The organism is Streptomyces sp. NPDC050610 (assembly GCF_040654875.1).
Lineage (GTDB): Bacteria > Actinomycetota > Actinomycetes > Streptomycetales > Streptomycetaceae > Streptomyces.
The window spans coordinates 210,952-226,023 of record NZ_JBFAIV010000004.1 but is presented as its reverse complement, the minus strand read 5'-3'; the positions used below and the strand labels follow the sequence as shown (position 1 = coordinate 226,023).

The window sequence follows — 15,072 nt, the reverse complement described above, 5'->3', positions numbered from 1 at the left end:
CCAAGACTTGGGAGCGTCCTCGCTCGCCATCCCCGTAGTCGGTGAGGTCTCTGCACCGATCCTGGGAGAGGCCTCGGTCACCCTAGGGCACGAGTCCGTTTCTGGAATCATAGGACTCTTCGGCTAGCCGGCGAAAGTCAGCAATAATCATTTCGAGGCCCGCTCGGCAGGCCCCGAAGAGACAAGGAAGACCACGTGCACGCCCCAGCCATCCCCTTGTACGCCTGGTGGATTATTTCCATCGCCGCCACATTGGCATTCCTCATCTTCTTTGTGACACTCATGCCGACCCGTAAGTATAAGATTCAGGTGTGCTTCGCACCCGTACTTGGCGTGGCTTTCGGCGTGGCGTCCGCACTCCTGAAAGACATAAAACTTGAAGAATTACTGCCAATGTACTCCACCGCACTACTGGTGTTCCCTATCGGCGTCATGGGGCACCGGCGAGAAATAAGGCAGAAAATTCTGAACAGGTCAATGCACGGAGAGCATCCGGAGGACAAGCCGTCCCGTGCGCTGACGGCACAACTGACCCTTTCGCTTGTGATATTGGGCGCGCTCATGGCATGGCTTACCTTCACCTGATCCAACCCAGGAGGAACACGTCGCTTCAGCGCCCTGGCAGACCGCTTCCGCTGGGGCCGTCTCAGTGCTCGACCGGCCCGTCCTCCAGTCGTTGCCCGCGGAGCAGGAACCAGGCCGCGATCGCCGTGGCGAGCAGGACGGCCGCGCCCGCGGCCGCCGCGATGCGCAGTCCTTCCGTGAAGGCGTCCTGTGCCGAGGCGAGGAGGGCCGCGCCCTTGTCGTGCGGCAGGGCGGCGGCGGATTCGACCGCGCCGCCGAGGGACTCGTGGGCGTCGGCGGCGGCGGGGCCGGGTACGCCGTCGGGGACTGTGAAGCCGCGGTAGACGCCGGTGACGATCGAGCCGAGCAGGGCGATGCCGAGGGCCGCGCCGAGTTCGTACGCGGTCTCGGAGACCGCCGAGGCGGCGCCCGCCTGTTCCTTGGGGACGCTGGAGAGGATCACGTCGGCGGTGACGGTGAAGGAGAATCCGGCGCCGGTGCCGACGACGAGCAGCACCGCGCCGAGGATCGGGTAGGGCATGTCGCCGTGCACCCAGATCAGCACGGCCAGGGAGATCCCGATGGCGGCCAGGCCGCCGGCGACCACGCCGCGTACGGAGTAGCGGCGGGCGACCTTGCCGGCGAGCAGGCCGGCGGTGACCGCGCCGACGGCGGCGGGCAGTTCGGCGAGTCCCGCTTCCAACGGGCCGCGGCCTTGGACCAGTTGGAGGAACTGGGAGAGGAAGAAGACCAGCCCGGACAGGCCGAGGATGGTCAGCAGGTCGGCGAGGACCGCGCCGGAGAAGCCGCGGTGGTGGAAGAGGCGCATGTCGAGGAGCGGCGCGGGCAGCCGGAGCTGGCGGCGTACGAACCACAGCAGCGCCAGCACGCCGACGACGCCGGCGGCGGCGATGTCCCAGCGCATGCCGTGCGCCGCCGCCTCCTTGATGGTGTAGACGACGCCGACGATGCCGATCAGCGAGAGGGCGACGCTGCCGAGATCCCAGGGGCCGGGTGAGGGGTCGCGGGACTCGGGCAGCAGTTTGATGCCGACGAGGACGAGGACCACCATCACGGGCAGGTTGATCAGGAAGACCGAGCCCCACCAGAAGTGCCCCAGCAGGAAGCCGCCGACGACGGGCCCGACGGCGGCGCCGGCCGAGGCCATCGCGCCCCAGATGCCGACGGCGAGGCTGCGTTCCTTGGGGTCGTGGAAGATGTTGCGGATCAGGGCGAGGGTCGACGGCATCAGCGTCGCTCCGGCTATCCCCAGCAGGGCGCGGGCCACGATCATCAGTTCGGGGCTGGTCGCGTAGGCGTTGAGCGCGGACACCGCGCCGAACGCGACAGCACCGGTGAGCAGCAGTTTCTTGCGGCCGATGCGGTCGCCGAGGCTGCCCATGGAGACCAGGAGCCCGGCGATGACGAAGGAGTACACGTCGCCGATCCACAGCAGCTGCGTGCCGGACGGCCGCAGGTCCTCGCTGAGGAACGGCGTCGCGAGGCCGAGCACGGTCGCGTCGACGGCGACGAGGAGCACGGCGAGGACGAGGACGGCGAGCGCCAGCCAGCGGCCGGGCGCGGGAACGCCGGTCCCCGTCGCCGGCAGGGCCCGGGTCTTCTCTGCGGACTCGCTCATTTCTCCATGCTCCGTCGGGCGCCGCCGAGCAGCAGCTCGACGATCGAGTAGTTGAGGTCCTTGCGGGCGACGCGCCCCTCGTGCACGGCCCAGGCGCCGGAGCCGATCAGCCCGTACAGCGCCTCGGTGAGCCAGACGGAGCTGAGGTCGATCCGGAAGTGTCCCTCTTCCTGGCCGCGGCGGAAGACGGCGTTGATACGGGCGTCCAGCCGGTCCCAGCCCTCGTGGGTGTCGCCCTCGAACAGCTGGTTCTCGGTGCAGAGGAAGGCCATGAAGGCGAAGACGGGCTCGGCCTCGGCGAGCAGTCGGCGCAGCGCCCCGACGGCGTCGCCCTCGTCGAGCCGGGCGGCGTCGAGGGCCTGCCCGAACTGGGCGATGCCCAGTTCTTCCAGGGCTCGTATGAGTGCGTCGCGCCCGGCGAAGTGACGGTGCAGGGTGGCGCGGCTGATGCCGGCGGCCCGGGCGATCTCGTCCATGGAGGCCGTGGCCTTGCGGCTGAGCAGGCCGGCGGCCTCTTTCAGTACGTGTTCACGATCAACGGCCATGAGACGCACCTTACCCGAATGAGACAGTGACGTCTCATTCGGGCCACGGTGCGCCCCGGCCGGATCTCAGGACCAGGGCAGCTGCGAGCGGTGCCGCCAGTAGGCCGCGGGAGCTTCGGCGAGCGCCGCCAGACGGGTGAGCTGGTCGTCGGTGAGGCCGAGCCGCACCGCGCCGACGTGGGAGTCGAGCTGCTCGGTGGTGGCCGCGCCGGAGAGCACCGTACCGGCCCACGGCTGGTGGAGGACGGCGGCCACGGCCACCGCGTCGGGGGCGGCGCCCGTCTCCTCGGCGATGCGCAGCAGCTCCGGCGGCGCGTACGCGGCACTCGCCAGCCGCCCGTTGGCGAGCGCCTCCTTGACGATCACCGATACGCCCGCCTCGTGGGCCTCGGCCAGCGCCGCGCCCGCGGCGGGCTCCAGCACGTTGTACGTGGACTGGACGGTGCGGAAGAGCGGCTCGCCCTCCCAGGTGACGCCGAGGGCGGCGCGGATGGCGTCGGCCTGGGCGGGGCCGCTGGTGGAGAGGCCGACCGTCACGCCGTCGGCGGCGAGAGCGGCCAGCCGCTCGTGCAGCGCCCGGTCGGTAAGGGCCGGGCTCTCGGGGGTGACGGAGTGGATCTGGTAGAGGTCCAGGCGCGGCCCGAGCAGGGCGTCGGTCTCGGCGCGCTGCCGCTCGTACGCGGCGACGCTGTGGTCCTTGACCTCGTGCACGTCGGCGTCGGTGCGCCAGTCGGCGACGTAGGTGTAGCCCCACTTGCTGCCGATCACCGCGTCCTCGGCGTCGGGGCGGCGCCGCAACCAGTCGGCGAGGAACTCCTCCGAGCGCCCGTAGGACCGCGCCGCGTCCAGATACCGCACGCCATGCCCGTACGCGGCGTCCAGCAGCAGGTGGGTGCGGTCGCGCAGCGCGTCGACGGTGCGCTGGGCCGGGAGGTCCCGGTCGCGGCCGTGGTTGATGTAGCCGGGGCGGCCGACGGCGGCCAGTCCCAGTCCGATGCGGGACGCCGGGGCGGCGGCTTCCGCGAGGCGCGCGAACGCCATGATGTTCTCCCGAGGGCCGATGTTTGTGCTGGTCGGATCGTTTCACCGTACCGGCAGCGGGGGCGGGGACCGGTCACCCGGCCCCCGCCCCTCCCCCGCCCTCAGCGCTTGGCGTCCGCCCAGGCCCGCTGCGCGGCGAGGTCGGTCTTGACCTCGGCGAGCTGCGCGGCCACCGCCGACGGCGCGGTGCCGCCGCGCCCGTTCCGGGAGGCGAGCGCGCCGGGCACGTCGAGGACCGTGCGGACCTCCGGCGTCAGATGCGGCGAGATCTTCGCGAACTGCTCGTCGGTGAGCTGGTCGAGCTCGATGCCGTGCGCCTCGCACTCCTTGACGCACTCCCCCGCGACCTCGTGCGCGACCCGGAACGGCACGCCCTGCTTGACCAGCCACTCGGCGATGTCCGTGGCGAGCGAGAAGCCGGCCGGGGCCAGCTCCGCCATGCGCTCGCGGTGCACGGTGAGCGTCGCCATCATGCCGGTGAACGCGGGCAGCAGCACCTCCAGTTGGTCGCAGGAGTCGAAGACCGGCTCCTTGTCCTCCTGGAGGTCGCGGTTGTACGCGAGCGGGAGCGCCTTCAATGTCGCCATCAGCCCCGTCAGGTTGCCGATCAGCCGGCCGGACTTGCCGCGCGCCAGCTCCGCGATGTCCGGGTTCTTCTTCTGCGGCATGATCGACGAACCGGTGGAGAAGGCGTCGTGCAGGGTGACGAAGGAGAACTCCTTCGTGTTCCAGATGATGACCTCCTCCGCGATGCGCGAGAGGTTGACGCCGATCATCGCGGTGATGAAGGCGAACTCCGCGGCGAAGTCCCGCGCCGCCGTGCCGTCGATGGAGTTGGCCGCGCTGCCGTGCTCGAACCCGAGGTCCGCCGCGACCGACTCCGGGTCGAGGCCGAGAGAGGAGCCGGCGAGCGCGCCCGAGCCGTACGGGGAGACCGCCGTCCGCTCGTCCCACTGCCGCAGCCGCTCCGCGTCGCGGGAGAGGGACTGGACGTGGGCCAGGACGTGGTGGGCGAAGAGGACCGGCTGGGCGTGCTGGAGGTGCGTACGGCCCGGCATGGCGACGTCCGGGTGCGCCTCGGCGAGGGCGGTCAGCGCGTCCTGGAGGTCGGCGATCAGGCCGCCGATGATCCGCGCGTGGTCGCGCAGGTACATCTTGAAGAGGGTCGCGACCTGGTCGTTGCGCGAGCGGCCGGCCCGCAGCTTGCCGCCGAGGTCGGGGCCGAGCCGCTCCAGCAGCCCCCGCTCCAGGGCGGTGTGCACGTCCTCGTCGGCGATGGTGCCGGTGAAGGAGCCGTCCGCCACGTCCGCTTCGAGCCGGTCGAGGCCCGTGAGCATGCGCGTGAGCTCGTCGGTGGTGAGCAGCCCGGCCTTGTTCAGCACGCGCGCGTGGGCGCGGGAGCCCGCGATGTCGTACGGGGCCAGCCGCCAGTCGAAGTGGACGGACGCGGACAGCTTGGCCAGGGCCTCGGCCGGCCCGTCGGCGAACCGACCGCCCCAGAGCCGGACATCACCGCTGTTGCCGTTGCTCACTTGCTCTGCTCCTCATAAGAGATGAGTTGAACCCGGCCCCGACCCATGCGCCCGCCCGGCGGTCGAGGACTTCCGGGAAGGGGCGGAGTGGGGAAATCTACATCTACACGCAGATGGCATAACTATGCAAGTCAATGCATGATTCGTCAATGCCGCCAGAGAGCGAACCTCGCGGGAAACCCGTACGTCAGGCCCCCGCCCGCCGCGCCGCCCGCACCACCTCGGCCAGCACCGGCACATGCCCGTGGTCGACGTCCTTGGTCGCGGTGAGCAGCGTGAGACGGCCGGACCCAGCCCGCTCGCACAGCTCCCGCACGGCCCGCTCCCCGTCCTCCTCCGCCAGCTCGGCGCGGTAGCGCTCGGCGAACTCGTCGAACTTGGCGGGGTCGTGCCCGTACCAGCGCCGCAGCTCGGCCGAGGGCGCGACGTTCTTGTCCCACTCGTCCAGCTCCGCCGCCGCCTTCGACAGGCCGCGCGGCCACAGCCGGTCGACCAGCACCCGCGTGCCGTCCGCCGCGTCGGGGGCCTCGTACACCCGCCGCACCCGCACCTCGTCCGTGTCGCGCGCCATCGCCTGCCTCCTGCCGTGGAGCGGTCCCCTCGCCCCATAATGCGAGGCATGGGAAAGGTGTACGAAAAAATAGAGGGCCGGCTGCGTACCTTCATCGAGGCGCAGCACATCTTCTTCACCGCCACCGCGCCGCTCGACGGGGACGGCACGGTGAATCTCTCCCCCAAGGGCCTGCGCGACTCGTTCGCCGTGCTCGACGAGCACACCGTGGCGTACCTCGACTACGCGGGCAGCAACGCCGAGACCATCGCCCATCTCCGCGAGAACGGCCGCATCACCCTCATGTGGTGCGCCTTCGACGGCCCGCCGAACATCGTGCGCGTACACGGCCGCGGCGAGCCGGTCTTCCGCGACGACCCGCGCTGGGAGGGGCTGCTGGCGCACTTCCCCGACAGCGACCCGGCGCAGCACGGACTGCGCGCCGTCATCGTCGTCACCGCCGAGCTGATCCGGGACACGTGCGGCTACGCCGTGCCGTTCATGTCGTTCGACGCGGACCGGGAACTGCACGGGAAGCGGTTCGCGCGCGAGACGGACGCGTCCCTGGACGCGTACTTCCACAAGAAGGAGCACATCGCGTCCAGCATCGACGGCCTGCCCGGCCTGCCCTTGCCGCTGCCACCGCTGCCCCCGGGCTCATGAAGGGCCGGGCCGCGGCGCTCGCCGCCGCGACGGCGCTCACCGCCGTCCTGGGCCTCGCGCCCCCGGCGCACTCCGCTCCCCCGCCCGTGCCCCCGCTCCCGTCCCGGATGGCCGACACCGGCGGCGGTACGCAGCTGATCACCGCGGAGGCGGCCCGTACGGACTCCACCACCGGCACCCTCACCTGGTGGGAGCGGCGCCGCGGCGGCTGGCGCGCGGCGGGCTCCGCCCCGGCCCGGTTCGGCGCCAAGGGCCTGACCGAGGGCCGCACCCGCGAACAGGGCACGAACACCACCCCCACCGGCCTGTACGCACTCCCCTACGCCTTCGGCAACGACGCCGCCCCGGCGGGCGCCCGCACCCCGTACCGCGAGGTCACCCCCGACTCCTGGTGGTGCGAGGACAACGCCTCCCGCTCCTACAACCGCTGGGTCGAGGGCCTGCCGTCCGACTGCGCGGCGAAGGAGTCCGAGCATCTCGCCGACTACCCCGTCCAGTACAGCCGGGCCCTGGTCATCGCCTTCAACTACACCCGGCCCGTCCACGGCCGCGGCGCCGGCATCTTCCTGCACGTCGACGGCCGCGGCGCGACCGCCGGCTGCGTCTCCGTCCCCGCGTCCGCCATGTCCGCGGTTCTCACCTGGCTCCGCCCCTCCGCCCGCCCCCACATCGCCATCGGCACCCGCTCCGGACCGACGGCGATCACCCGCTACTGACGCCGCCCGACGCCCTCCGGCGCCGTCGGGGACCCCCCGATTCGGCTCACCGGCCGGAACAGGGTATTTTCTTCTTGCACGCCCGACCGGGGAGAACCCCGGAGGCGGCGGGCACCGGGACGTGGCGCAGCTTGGTAGCGCACTTGACTGGGGGTCAAGGGGTCGCAGGTTCAAATCCTGTCGTCCCGACGGTGCAGCAGCGAGAGGGGCCCGGCGGCCGGAGTTGATCCGGCCGCCGGGCCCCTTCGCGTGTACGGGCCCGCTTCCCGCGTGTACGGGCCCGTACCCCGATCTCTCGGGTACGGGCCGCCCTGAATGCTCCCCCGCGTACGGGCTCTGGGAACGCGCCGGCGTCAGCTCGCCTTCTGGGCCAGCCGCAGCAGGTGGTCCGCCAGGGCCTGACCGCCGGCCGGGTCGCGGCTGATGAGCAGGAGGGTGTCGTCGCCCGCGATGGTGCCGATGATCTCGTGCACCCCCGCCTGGTCGATGGCCGAGGCGAAGAACTGGGCGGCGCCGGGCGGGGTGCGCAGGACGACGAGGTTGGCGGACGCTTCGGCCGAGATCAGCAGTTCGCCCGCCAGCCGCGCCATCCGCCCCTCGGTGGCCGACTCGCCGAGCGGCGCCCGGGGGGTGCGGTCGCCGCCTTCGGAGGGGACCGCGTAGATCAGTTCGCCGCCGGTGTTGCGGATCTTGACCGCGCCCAGTTCGTCGAGGTCGCGCGAGAGGGTGGCCTGGGTGACGGAGAGGCCGTCGTCGGCGAGCAGCTTGGCCAACTGGCTCTGCGACCGCACCGGCTGCCTGCCGAGGATGTCCACGATCCGGCGGTGGCGTGCGGTGCGGGTCTGCGGCACGGCCGGACCGCCCTGGGCCGGCTCCGCGGCCTCGGCCGCCTGGGCCGTCTCGGTCTCCTGCGCCTCGGTCATCGTTGTGTCAGTCCTCGGATCGTCGTTCCCCGTCGGCCGTGTCGGCCGCGTGCGTCCCGTGCGCCGCGTCGAGGACGGCGGGCAGCGCCCGCAGCAGCGTCTCCACCTCATCATCGGCGATGATCAGCGGCGGGGCGAGCCGCACCACGTCGGGTGCGACCGCGTTCACCAGGAGACCCGCTTCCTGCGCTGCCTGCTGCACCAGCGGTGCGAGGGGCTCGGTGAGGACAATACCCAGCAGCAGCCCGGAGCCGCGGACCCGGTCGACGAGCGGGTGTCCGATCGACGCGATCCCGTCACGCAGCCGCTCGCCGGAACGCTTGACTCCGTCGAGCGCCCCGTCGGCCGCCAGCGTGTCGAGAACGGCCAGGGCCGCGGCGCACGCGACGGGGTTGCCGCCGAACGTCGAGCCGTGCTGACCGGGCGTCAGCAGGTCGGCCGCGGCGCCGAAGGCCACGGTCGCGCCGATCGGCAGACCGCCGCCGAGCCCCTTGGCGAGGGTGACGACATCGGGCTCGACGCCCTGCGCCTGGTGCGCGAACCAGTGCCCGGTACGGCCGATCCCGGTCTGGATCTCGTCCAGTGCCAGCAGCGTCCCCGTGGCCCGGGTGATCTCGCGGGCCGCCGCCAGATAGCCCTCCGGGGGCACGACGACGCCGTTCTCGCCCTGGACCGGCTCCAGGACGACGAGCGCCGTCCGGTCGGTGACCGCCGCGCGCAGCGCCTCGGCGTCGCCGTACGGGACGTACGTGACGTCGCCGGGCAGCGGCAGGAACGGCTGCTGCTTCTTCGGCTGGCCGGTGAGCGCGAGGGCCCCCATGGTGCGGCCGTGGAACCCGCCGGCCGCGGCGACCATGTGCGTACGGCCCGTGAGCCGTCCGATCTTGAAGGCGGCCTCGACGGCCTCCGCGCCGGAGTTGGAGAAGTACACGCGGCCCGTGCGGCCGAAGAGCGCCAGGAGGCGTTCGGCCAGCGCCACCGGGGGCTCGGCGGTGAAGAGGTTGGAGACGTGGCCGAGGGTGGCGATCTGGTCGGACACGGCCCGTACGACCGCGGGGTGGGCGTGGCCGAGGGCGTTCACGGCGATGCCGCCGACGAAGTCGACGTACTCCTTGCCGTCGGCGTCCCAGACCTTGGCGCCCTCGCCGCGCACGAGCGGGACGCGGGGCGTGCCGTAGTTGTCCATGAGGGCGCCCTGCCAGCGCCGCGTCAGGCCGGCGTTGGTGTCCGCCGCCGCGCCCGTACCGGCCGTCGCGTTCGTCATGCCGTCCCCTCCTCGTCGGGCACGACCATCGTGCCGATTCCTTCGTCGGTGAAGATCTCCAGCAGGATCGAGTGCTGCACCCGGCCGTCGATCACCCGGGCGGTGTTGACGCCGTTGCGCACCGCGTACAGGCAGCCCTCCATCTTGGGCACCATGCCGCTGGCCAGCTCCGGCAGCAGCTTCTCCAGCTCCTTCGCGGTGAGCTGGCTGATGACGTCGTCGCTGCTCGGCCAGTCCGCGTACAGGCCCTCGACGTCGGTGAGGACCATGAGCGTCTCGGCGCCGAGGGCGGCCGCGAGCGCGGCGGCGGCGGTGTCGGCGTTCACGTTGTAGACGTGGCCGTCGTCCTCGCTGCGGGCGATGGAGGAGATCACCGGGATGCGGCCGTCGTCGAGGAGCGCCTGGACGGCGCCCGCGTCGATCCGCGTGATCCGCCCGACCCGGCCGATGTCGACGCGCTCGCCGTCCAGTTCGGCGTACCGCTTGGTGGCGCTCATGGTGTGCGCGTCCTCGCCGGTCAGGCCGACGGCGAGCGGCCCGTGCTCGTTGAGGAGGCCGACCAGCTCACGCTGCACCTGGCCCGCCAGCACCATCCGGACGACGTCCATCGCCTCGGGCGTCGTCACGCGCAGCCCGGCCTTGAACTCCGTGACCAGCCCGAGCCTGTCGAACTGCGCGGTGATCTGCGGCCCGCCGCCGTGCACGACGACGGGCTTGAGCCCGGCCTGCCGCAGGAAGACGACGTCCTGGGCGAACGCGGCCTTCAGCTCCTCGTCGACCATGGCGTTGCCGCCGAACTTGATGACGACGGTCTTGCCGTTGTGCCGGGTGAGCCAGGGCAGCGCCTCGATGAGGGTGCGGGCCTTGGGCAGGGCGGTGTGTTTGCGGGCGCTCATGACGAATACGCGCTGTTCTCGTGGACGTAGTCGGCGGTGAGGTCGTTGGCCCAGATGACGGCGGTCTCGGCGCCGGCCGAGAGGTCGGCGGTGATCCGGACCTCCCGGTAGCGCATGTCGACGAGCTCGCGGTCCTCGCCCACCGAACCGTTCTCGCAGACCCAGACGCCGTTGATGGCGACGTTCAGCTGGTCGGGGTCGAAGGCGGCCGCGGTGGTGCCGATCGCGGACAGGACGCGGCCCCAGTTGGGGTCCTCGCCGTGGATGGCGCACTTGAGGAGGTTGTTGCGGGCGATGGACCGGCCGACCTCCACCGCGTCGTCCTCGCTCGCGGCCCCCACGACCTCGATGCGGATGTCCTTGGACGCGCCCTCGGCGTCGCCGATGAGCTGCCGGGCCAGGTCGTCGCAGACGGCCCGTACCGCCTCGGCGAACTCGTCCCGCGCGGGCGTTGCCTCGGACGCGCCGGAGGCGAGCAGCAGCACGGTGTCGTTGGTGGACATGCAGCCGTCGGAGTCGACGCGGTCGAAGGTGGTACGGGTCGCCGCGCGCAGCGCCTCGTCGAGCTGGTCCGCGTCCACGTCGGCGTCGGTGGTCAGCACGACGAGCATGGTGGCGAGGCCCGGGGCGAGCATGCCTGCGCCCTTGGCCATGCCGCCGACGCACCAGCCGTCGCCCTCGGCGACCGCGGTCTTGTGCACGGAGTCGGTGGTCTTGATGGCGATGGCGGCCTTCTCCCCGCCGTGCTGGGAGAGCGCGGCGGCGGCCGCGTCCACGCCGGGGAGCAGCTTGTCCATCGGGAGGCGCAGGCCGATGAGGCCGGTGGAGGCGACGGCGATCTCGCCGGCGTTCAGGCCGAGCGCCGCCGCGGCCCGCTCGGCGGTGGCGTGGGTGTCCTGGAAGCCGAGGGGGCCCGTACAGGCGTTGGCGCCACCGGAGTTGAGGACGACGGCGGAGACCTGACCGCCCTTGAGCACCTGCTGGGACCAGAGGACGGGGGCGGCCTTGACGCGGTTGGAGGTGAACACGCCCGCGGCCGCCGAACGCGGACCCGTGTTGACGACGAGCGCCAGGTCCGGGTTGCCGTTCTCCTTGATCCCGGCGGCGATGCCCGCCGCCGTGAACCCCTTTGGTGCCGTGACGCTCACTTCATCTCCTCGTGTGGTGCCGTGGTTGGTGTGCCGGCCGTGCGGCTTGTGGCGCCTATGGCGCCTGTGATGCCCATGGCGCCTGTGATGCCTGTGGCGCCTGTGATGCCTGTGGCGCCTGTGATGACTGCGCTGATGGGGCGGTTCCGTGCCTGTACGGGGCCGGCGCTCACGACATGGTCCGTGCCCGTACGGGCCGTGCGGTCCTTACAACCCGTATGGCCCGTACGGTCCGTGGCGCTCGTACGGCCCGTGGCGCTCGTGCGGTCCGTATGCCGTCCGTACCGCTCACGGCGCGATCGCGGCCGTGGTCAGGCCCAGCTCCTCGGGGAGGCCGAGGGCGACGTTCATGCTCTGCACCGCGCCGCCGGCGGTGCCCTTGGCGAGGTTGTCGATGGCGCTGACCACGACGATCCGCCCGGCCGCGGCGTCGTACGCGACCTGGATCAGCGCGGCGTTGGAGCCGTACACGGCGGCGGTGGCGGGCCACTGCCCCTCGGGCAGGAGCGTCGCGAACGGCTCGTCCTGGAGGGCCTTCTCGTAGGCGGCCCGTACGGTCTCGGCGGTGACGCCGGGCTTGGCCTTCGCGCTGCACGTGGCGAGGATGCCGCGGGGCATGGGGGCGAGGGTCGGGGTGAAGGAGACGGTGACGGGCTCGCCCGCGGCGGCCGACAGGTTCTGGATCATCTCGGGGGTGTGGCGGTGGCCGCCCCCGACGCCGTACGGGCTCATGGAGCCCATGACCTCGCTGCCGAGCAGGTGCGGCTTGGCGGCCTTGCCCGCGCCGGAGGTCCCGGACGCGGCGACGATCACCGCCTCGGGCTCGGCGAGCCCGGCCGCGTAGGCGGGGAAGAGCGCGAGCGAGACGGCGGTCGGATAGCAGCCGGGCACGGCGACGCGCCGGGCCCCGCGCAGCGCGTCCCGCGCGCCGGGCAGCTCGGGAAGCCCGTACGGCCAGGTGCCCGCGTGCGGCGAACCATAGAAATTCTCCCAGTCCCCCGCGTCCGCCAGCCGGAAGTCGGCACCGCAGTCGACGACCAGCACATCGTCGCCGAGTTCGGCGGCGACGGCGGCGGACTGCCCGTGCGGCAGCGCGAGGAAGACCACGTCGTGCCCGGCGAGCGCGCTGACGGCGGTCGGCTCCAGCTCACGGCCGGCGAGCGGCAGCAGATGCGGCTGGAGCGCCCCGAGGAGCTGTCCCGCGTTGGAGTTCCCGGTCAGCGCACCGATCCCGGCGGCCCCGACCTCGGGGTGCCCGAGCAGCAGGCGCAGGATCTCCCCTCCCGCATACCCGCTCGCCCCGGCCACCGCCGCACGTACCGCCATCGGAAAACCCTCCTCGTTGATGGCATGACTATACGTTGCCCGACAGTGTTATGCAATGGCGCGCATATCTACGCGCTGCCCGGCCGGCGTGACCCAGCGGTTCAGTCGGCACTTGAGCACTCTTGAGCACTTCAGTCGGCACCGTGAGCGCTTGAGATGGCAGCGCGAGTCACTGGCACAACCCGCTGATCAGAGGCTTTTACATACTGACACTTCCGGCCGCCGACCAGCTGCGGCCGGCCGGCCAGCGGGCTCGCGGCCGCCTGACCCGCGCGAAGCCGAGGCGCTGCGGCCTGGGGCGCTCTTGTCCGAACATGCCGCAGGTCTGCGACCTATGCGGCGACCGGGACGGGATACGCCGGGAGCCGCCAGTCGCCGCCGCGGTCCTCCTTGGCGAACCGCGCGACGAGGTCGGGGATGCGGAAGAAGCAGGCGAGAGCGGTGGCCGTCTGGAAGGCGCTGATCGAGTGCCGGTTCATGGGCATGCCCACGCGCAGCAGGCGGGGGTTGACCTCGGCCTGGATCTCGTCGACGAAGGGCCGCAGCACGCGGTCGTAGTTCGCCAGGGCGGTGGGCAGGTCGTCGGCGTGCCGGTTGATCTCACCGGCCAGGACGTAGGCGCCGACCAAGCCGCCGGAGATGCCCATGCCGCTGTAGGGGGAGGCGCAGTGCGCCGCGTCACCGGCCAGGACCACGCGCCCCTCGGACCAGGTGTCGGTGCGCACCTGGGCGATCTCCTGGGAGTAGAAGAACGGGCTCGTCCGCATGCCCTCGACGAAGCGGTCGGTCTGCCAGCCGGCATCGCTGAAGCGGCGGGCCCAGAACTCCCGCTGCCGCTCAAGGGGGGCTCGGTGGATCGCGGAGGCTTCCGCCGACTCCTCGCGCATGACGAAGTACACCTGTGTCTCCGTCGCGTTGTGGCTGCGCCGCATGATCTGGCGGCCGCCCGGGACCATGCAGGTGTCGCGGATGTTGGTGTCGGAGGCGATGCGCGGAACGAACCAGTAGGCCATGTGGATGCCGACGCGCCAGTACGGGTCGGAGCCCGCCGGCAGGAGCTCCCGCCGGATGCGCGAACCCTGGCCGTCCGCGCCGACCAGCAGGTCGTACTCCCCGGAGGTCCCGTCCGAGAAGTGGACGGTGACGTGGCGCTCGTCCTGGTCGAAGCCGTCGACGCTCTTGCCGAAGACGTACTCGGTGTCGTCCTTGGTCGCGTCGTGCAGGATGCGCACCAGGTCGCCGCGCATGATCTCGTACTCCGAGGTGAGGGTCTGGCGGCCCTTGCCGGAGGTGTTCGCCATGATCGTCGCCCTCGGCTTCCCGCTGGAGTCGACGAACGCGACGCCCGCCTCGTCCACCAGCTGACCGCGCACGGTATCGAGCAGCCCCATCCGTTCGACCGCTTCGATGCCCTGCCCGCGCAGGTCGACCTGGGCGCCCGAGGCGCGCAGCGTCGGGAAGCGCTCGACGACCGTCACCTGGTGACCGCCGCGCGCGAGCCAGAAGGCCAGCGCCTGTCCGGCGATGCCGCCACCGGCTACGAGAACCCGCAGTGCGGAATTCGTGGTTTTGCCCGTCATGACGACCGCCCCAAAATCTATCGGTGATTGATTCCTTTTCAGAGTCTTCTATCACCGATAGAATGTCAACATGACCAAGATGAACCGTGCGGCCGTCGTCACTGAGGCGCTGGACCTGCTCGACGAAGTGGGCCTGGACAACGTGAGCACCAGGCGCCTGGCCAAACGGCTCGGCGTCGAACAGCCGTCGCTCTACTACCACTTCCGGACCAAGAAGGACCTCCTGGCGGCCATGGCGGAGGCCGCCATGGCCGCCCACGCCACCGCACCGCTCCCGGCGCCCGGGGACGACTGGCGCGAGTGGTTCCTGGAGAACTCGCGCAGTTTCCGGCGCACCTTGCTGCAACGCCGCGACGGCGCACGCCTCCACGCCGGCAGCACCCCGATCGGCGACCTCGACCGGATCCGGCACAAGATGAACTTCTTCGTCGCCTCCGGTGTGCCCGAGAAGGACGCGCAGATGGCGATGCTGGCCGCCGGCCGGTACACGGTCGGCTGCGTGCTGGAGGAGCAGGCGGACGCGGGCCCGGAAGAGGACCTGCCGGCCGACGTCCCGGTCCTCGACCACGAAGCGGCATTCGAGGCGGGCCTGGCTCTCATCCTCGGCGGCCTCGTACAACGCACCGCCCCGACCGGCTCCACGGCCCACCGGGAATCCGAACGCTGATCCCCGCATCGCCGGATC

Annotated in this window: 15 protein-coding genes and 1 tRNA gene; 5 read left to right on the top strand and 11 right to left on the bottom strand. The window is 71.6% G+C overall.

Features of this window, described 5'->3' with window-relative positions; all coding sequences use genetic code 11:
* The first annotated feature begins 195 nt into the window (after nt 1-195).
* The gene (locus AB0I22_RS07155) at nt 196-585 is read left to right on the top strand and encodes a hypothetical protein (protein WP_363129638.1); all 390 of its coding nucleotides are present in this window, start codon (nt 196-198) and stop codon (nt 583-585) included.
* Between the two features lie 61 nt (nt 586-646).
* Here the strand turns inward: AB0I22_RS07155 and AB0I22_RS07150 are convergent, their stop codons facing one another.
* The 5 genes from AB0I22_RS07150 to AB0I22_RS07130 all read right to left on the bottom strand — a co-directional run bounded on the left by AB0I22_RS07150 (nt 647) and on the right by AB0I22_RS07130 (nt 5,892).
* Nucleotides 647-2,203, bottom strand: a complete 1,557-nt coding sequence (locus tag AB0I22_RS07150) for an MFS transporter (protein ID WP_363129637.1) — start codon at nt 2,201-2,203, stop codon at nt 647-649.
* Nucleotides 2,200-2,748 (bottom strand): helix-turn-helix domain-containing protein, encoded by a 549-nt coding sequence (locus AB0I22_RS07145; RefSeq protein ID WP_363129636.1) that lies wholly within the window; start codon nt 2,746-2,748, stop codon nt 2,200-2,202. Before AB0I22_RS07145 ends, AB0I22_RS07150 begins: the two co-directional genes overlap by 4 nt.
* Nucleotides 2,749-2,814: 66 nt before the next feature.
* Nucleotides 2,815-3,789 carry an aldo/keto reductase gene (locus AB0I22_RS07140; RefSeq protein ID WP_363129635.1) on the bottom strand — a complete coding sequence of 325 codons (975 nt, stop codon included), beginning with the start codon at nt 3,787-3,789 and terminating at the stop codon, nt 2,815-2,817.
* A 101-nt stretch (nt 3,790-3,890) separates the two neighbouring features.
* The gene (gene argH, locus AB0I22_RS07135) at nt 3,891-5,321 is read right to left on the bottom strand and encodes an argininosuccinate lyase (protein ID WP_363129634.1); all 1,431 of its coding nucleotides are present in this window, start codon (nt 5,319-5,321) and stop codon (nt 3,891-3,893) included.
* Nucleotides 5,322-5,508: 187 nt separating this feature from the next.
* On the bottom strand, nt 5,509-5,892 hold the full coding sequence (locus AB0I22_RS07130; protein WP_363129633.1) for a DUF488 family protein: 384 nt from the start codon (nt 5,890-5,892) through the stop codon (nt 5,509-5,511).
* Nucleotides 5,893-5,940: 48 nt separating this feature from the next.
* Here AB0I22_RS07130 and AB0I22_RS07125 point away from each other — a divergent pair, with 48 nt between their 5' ends.
* The 3 genes from AB0I22_RS07125 to AB0I22_RS07115 all read left to right on the top strand — a co-directional run bounded on the left by AB0I22_RS07125 (nt 5,941) and on the right by AB0I22_RS07115 (nt 7,439).
* Complete coding sequence (locus tag AB0I22_RS07125; RefSeq protein ID WP_363129631.1) at nt 5,941-6,534, top strand: pyridoxamine 5'-phosphate oxidase family protein; 594 nt, start codon at nt 5,941-5,943, stop codon at nt 6,532-6,534.
* Nucleotides 6,531-7,250: a L,D-transpeptidase family protein gene (locus AB0I22_RS07120; protein ID WP_363129630.1), complete on the top strand. Its 720-nt coding sequence runs from the start codon at nt 6,531-6,533 to the stop codon at nt 7,248-7,250. Before AB0I22_RS07125 ends, AB0I22_RS07120 begins: the two co-directional genes overlap by 4 nt.
* A gap of 115 nt (nt 7,251-7,365) precedes the next feature.
* Nucleotides 7,366-7,439, top strand: a tRNA-Pro gene (locus AB0I22_RS07115).
* Between the two features lie 164 nt (nt 7,440-7,603).
* Here the strand turns inward: AB0I22_RS07115 and AB0I22_RS07110 are convergent.
* From AB0I22_RS07110 to AB0I22_RS07085, 6 genes are all read right to left on the bottom strand, one after another.
* The gene (locus tag AB0I22_RS07110) at nt 7,604-8,173 is read right to left on the bottom strand and encodes an arginine repressor (RefSeq protein WP_363129629.1); all 570 of its coding nucleotides are present in this window, start codon (nt 8,171-8,173) and stop codon (nt 7,604-7,606) included.
* A 7-nt stretch (nt 8,174-8,180) separates the two neighbouring features.
* On the bottom strand, nt 8,181-9,437 hold the full coding sequence (locus AB0I22_RS07105) for an acetylornithine transaminase (RefSeq protein WP_363129628.1): 1,257 nt from the start codon (nt 9,435-9,437) through the stop codon (nt 8,181-8,183).
* The gene (gene argB / locus AB0I22_RS07100; protein ID WP_363129627.1) at nt 9,434-10,333 is read right to left on the bottom strand and encodes an acetylglutamate kinase; all 900 of its coding nucleotides are present in this window, start codon (nt 10,331-10,333) and stop codon (nt 9,434-9,436) included. The genes AB0I22_RS07105 and argB overlap by 4 nt, the downstream gene beginning before the upstream one ends.
* On the bottom strand, nt 10,330-11,481 hold the full coding sequence (gene argJ, locus AB0I22_RS07095) for a bifunctional glutamate N-acetyltransferase/amino-acid acetyltransferase ArgJ (RefSeq protein ID WP_363129626.1): 1,152 nt from the start codon (nt 11,479-11,481) through the stop codon (nt 10,330-10,332). Before argJ ends, argB begins: the two co-directional genes overlap by 4 nt.
* Before the next feature lie 288 nt (nt 11,482-11,769).
* Nucleotides 11,770-12,807, bottom strand: coding sequence for an N-acetyl-gamma-glutamyl-phosphate reductase (gene argC, locus AB0I22_RS07090; RefSeq protein WP_363129625.1), 1,038 nt, complete (start codon nt 12,805-12,807; stop codon nt 11,770-11,772).
* Nucleotides 12,808-13,139: 332 nt separating this feature from the next.
* Nucleotides 13,140-14,387, bottom strand: coding sequence for an FAD-dependent monooxygenase (locus AB0I22_RS07085; protein WP_363129624.1), 1,248 nt, complete (start codon nt 14,385-14,387; stop codon nt 13,140-13,142).
* Nucleotides 14,388-14,457: 70 nt separating this feature from the next.
* On the opposite strand from AB0I22_RS07085, the gene AB0I22_RS07080 reads away from it, so the two are divergent.
* A complete protein-coding gene (locus AB0I22_RS07080; RefSeq protein WP_363129623.1) occupies nt 14,458-15,054 on the top strand; it encodes a TetR/AcrR family transcriptional regulator C-terminal domain-containing protein in 597 nt (198 codons plus the stop codon).
* Nucleotides 15,055-15,072 lie beyond the last annotated feature (18 nt).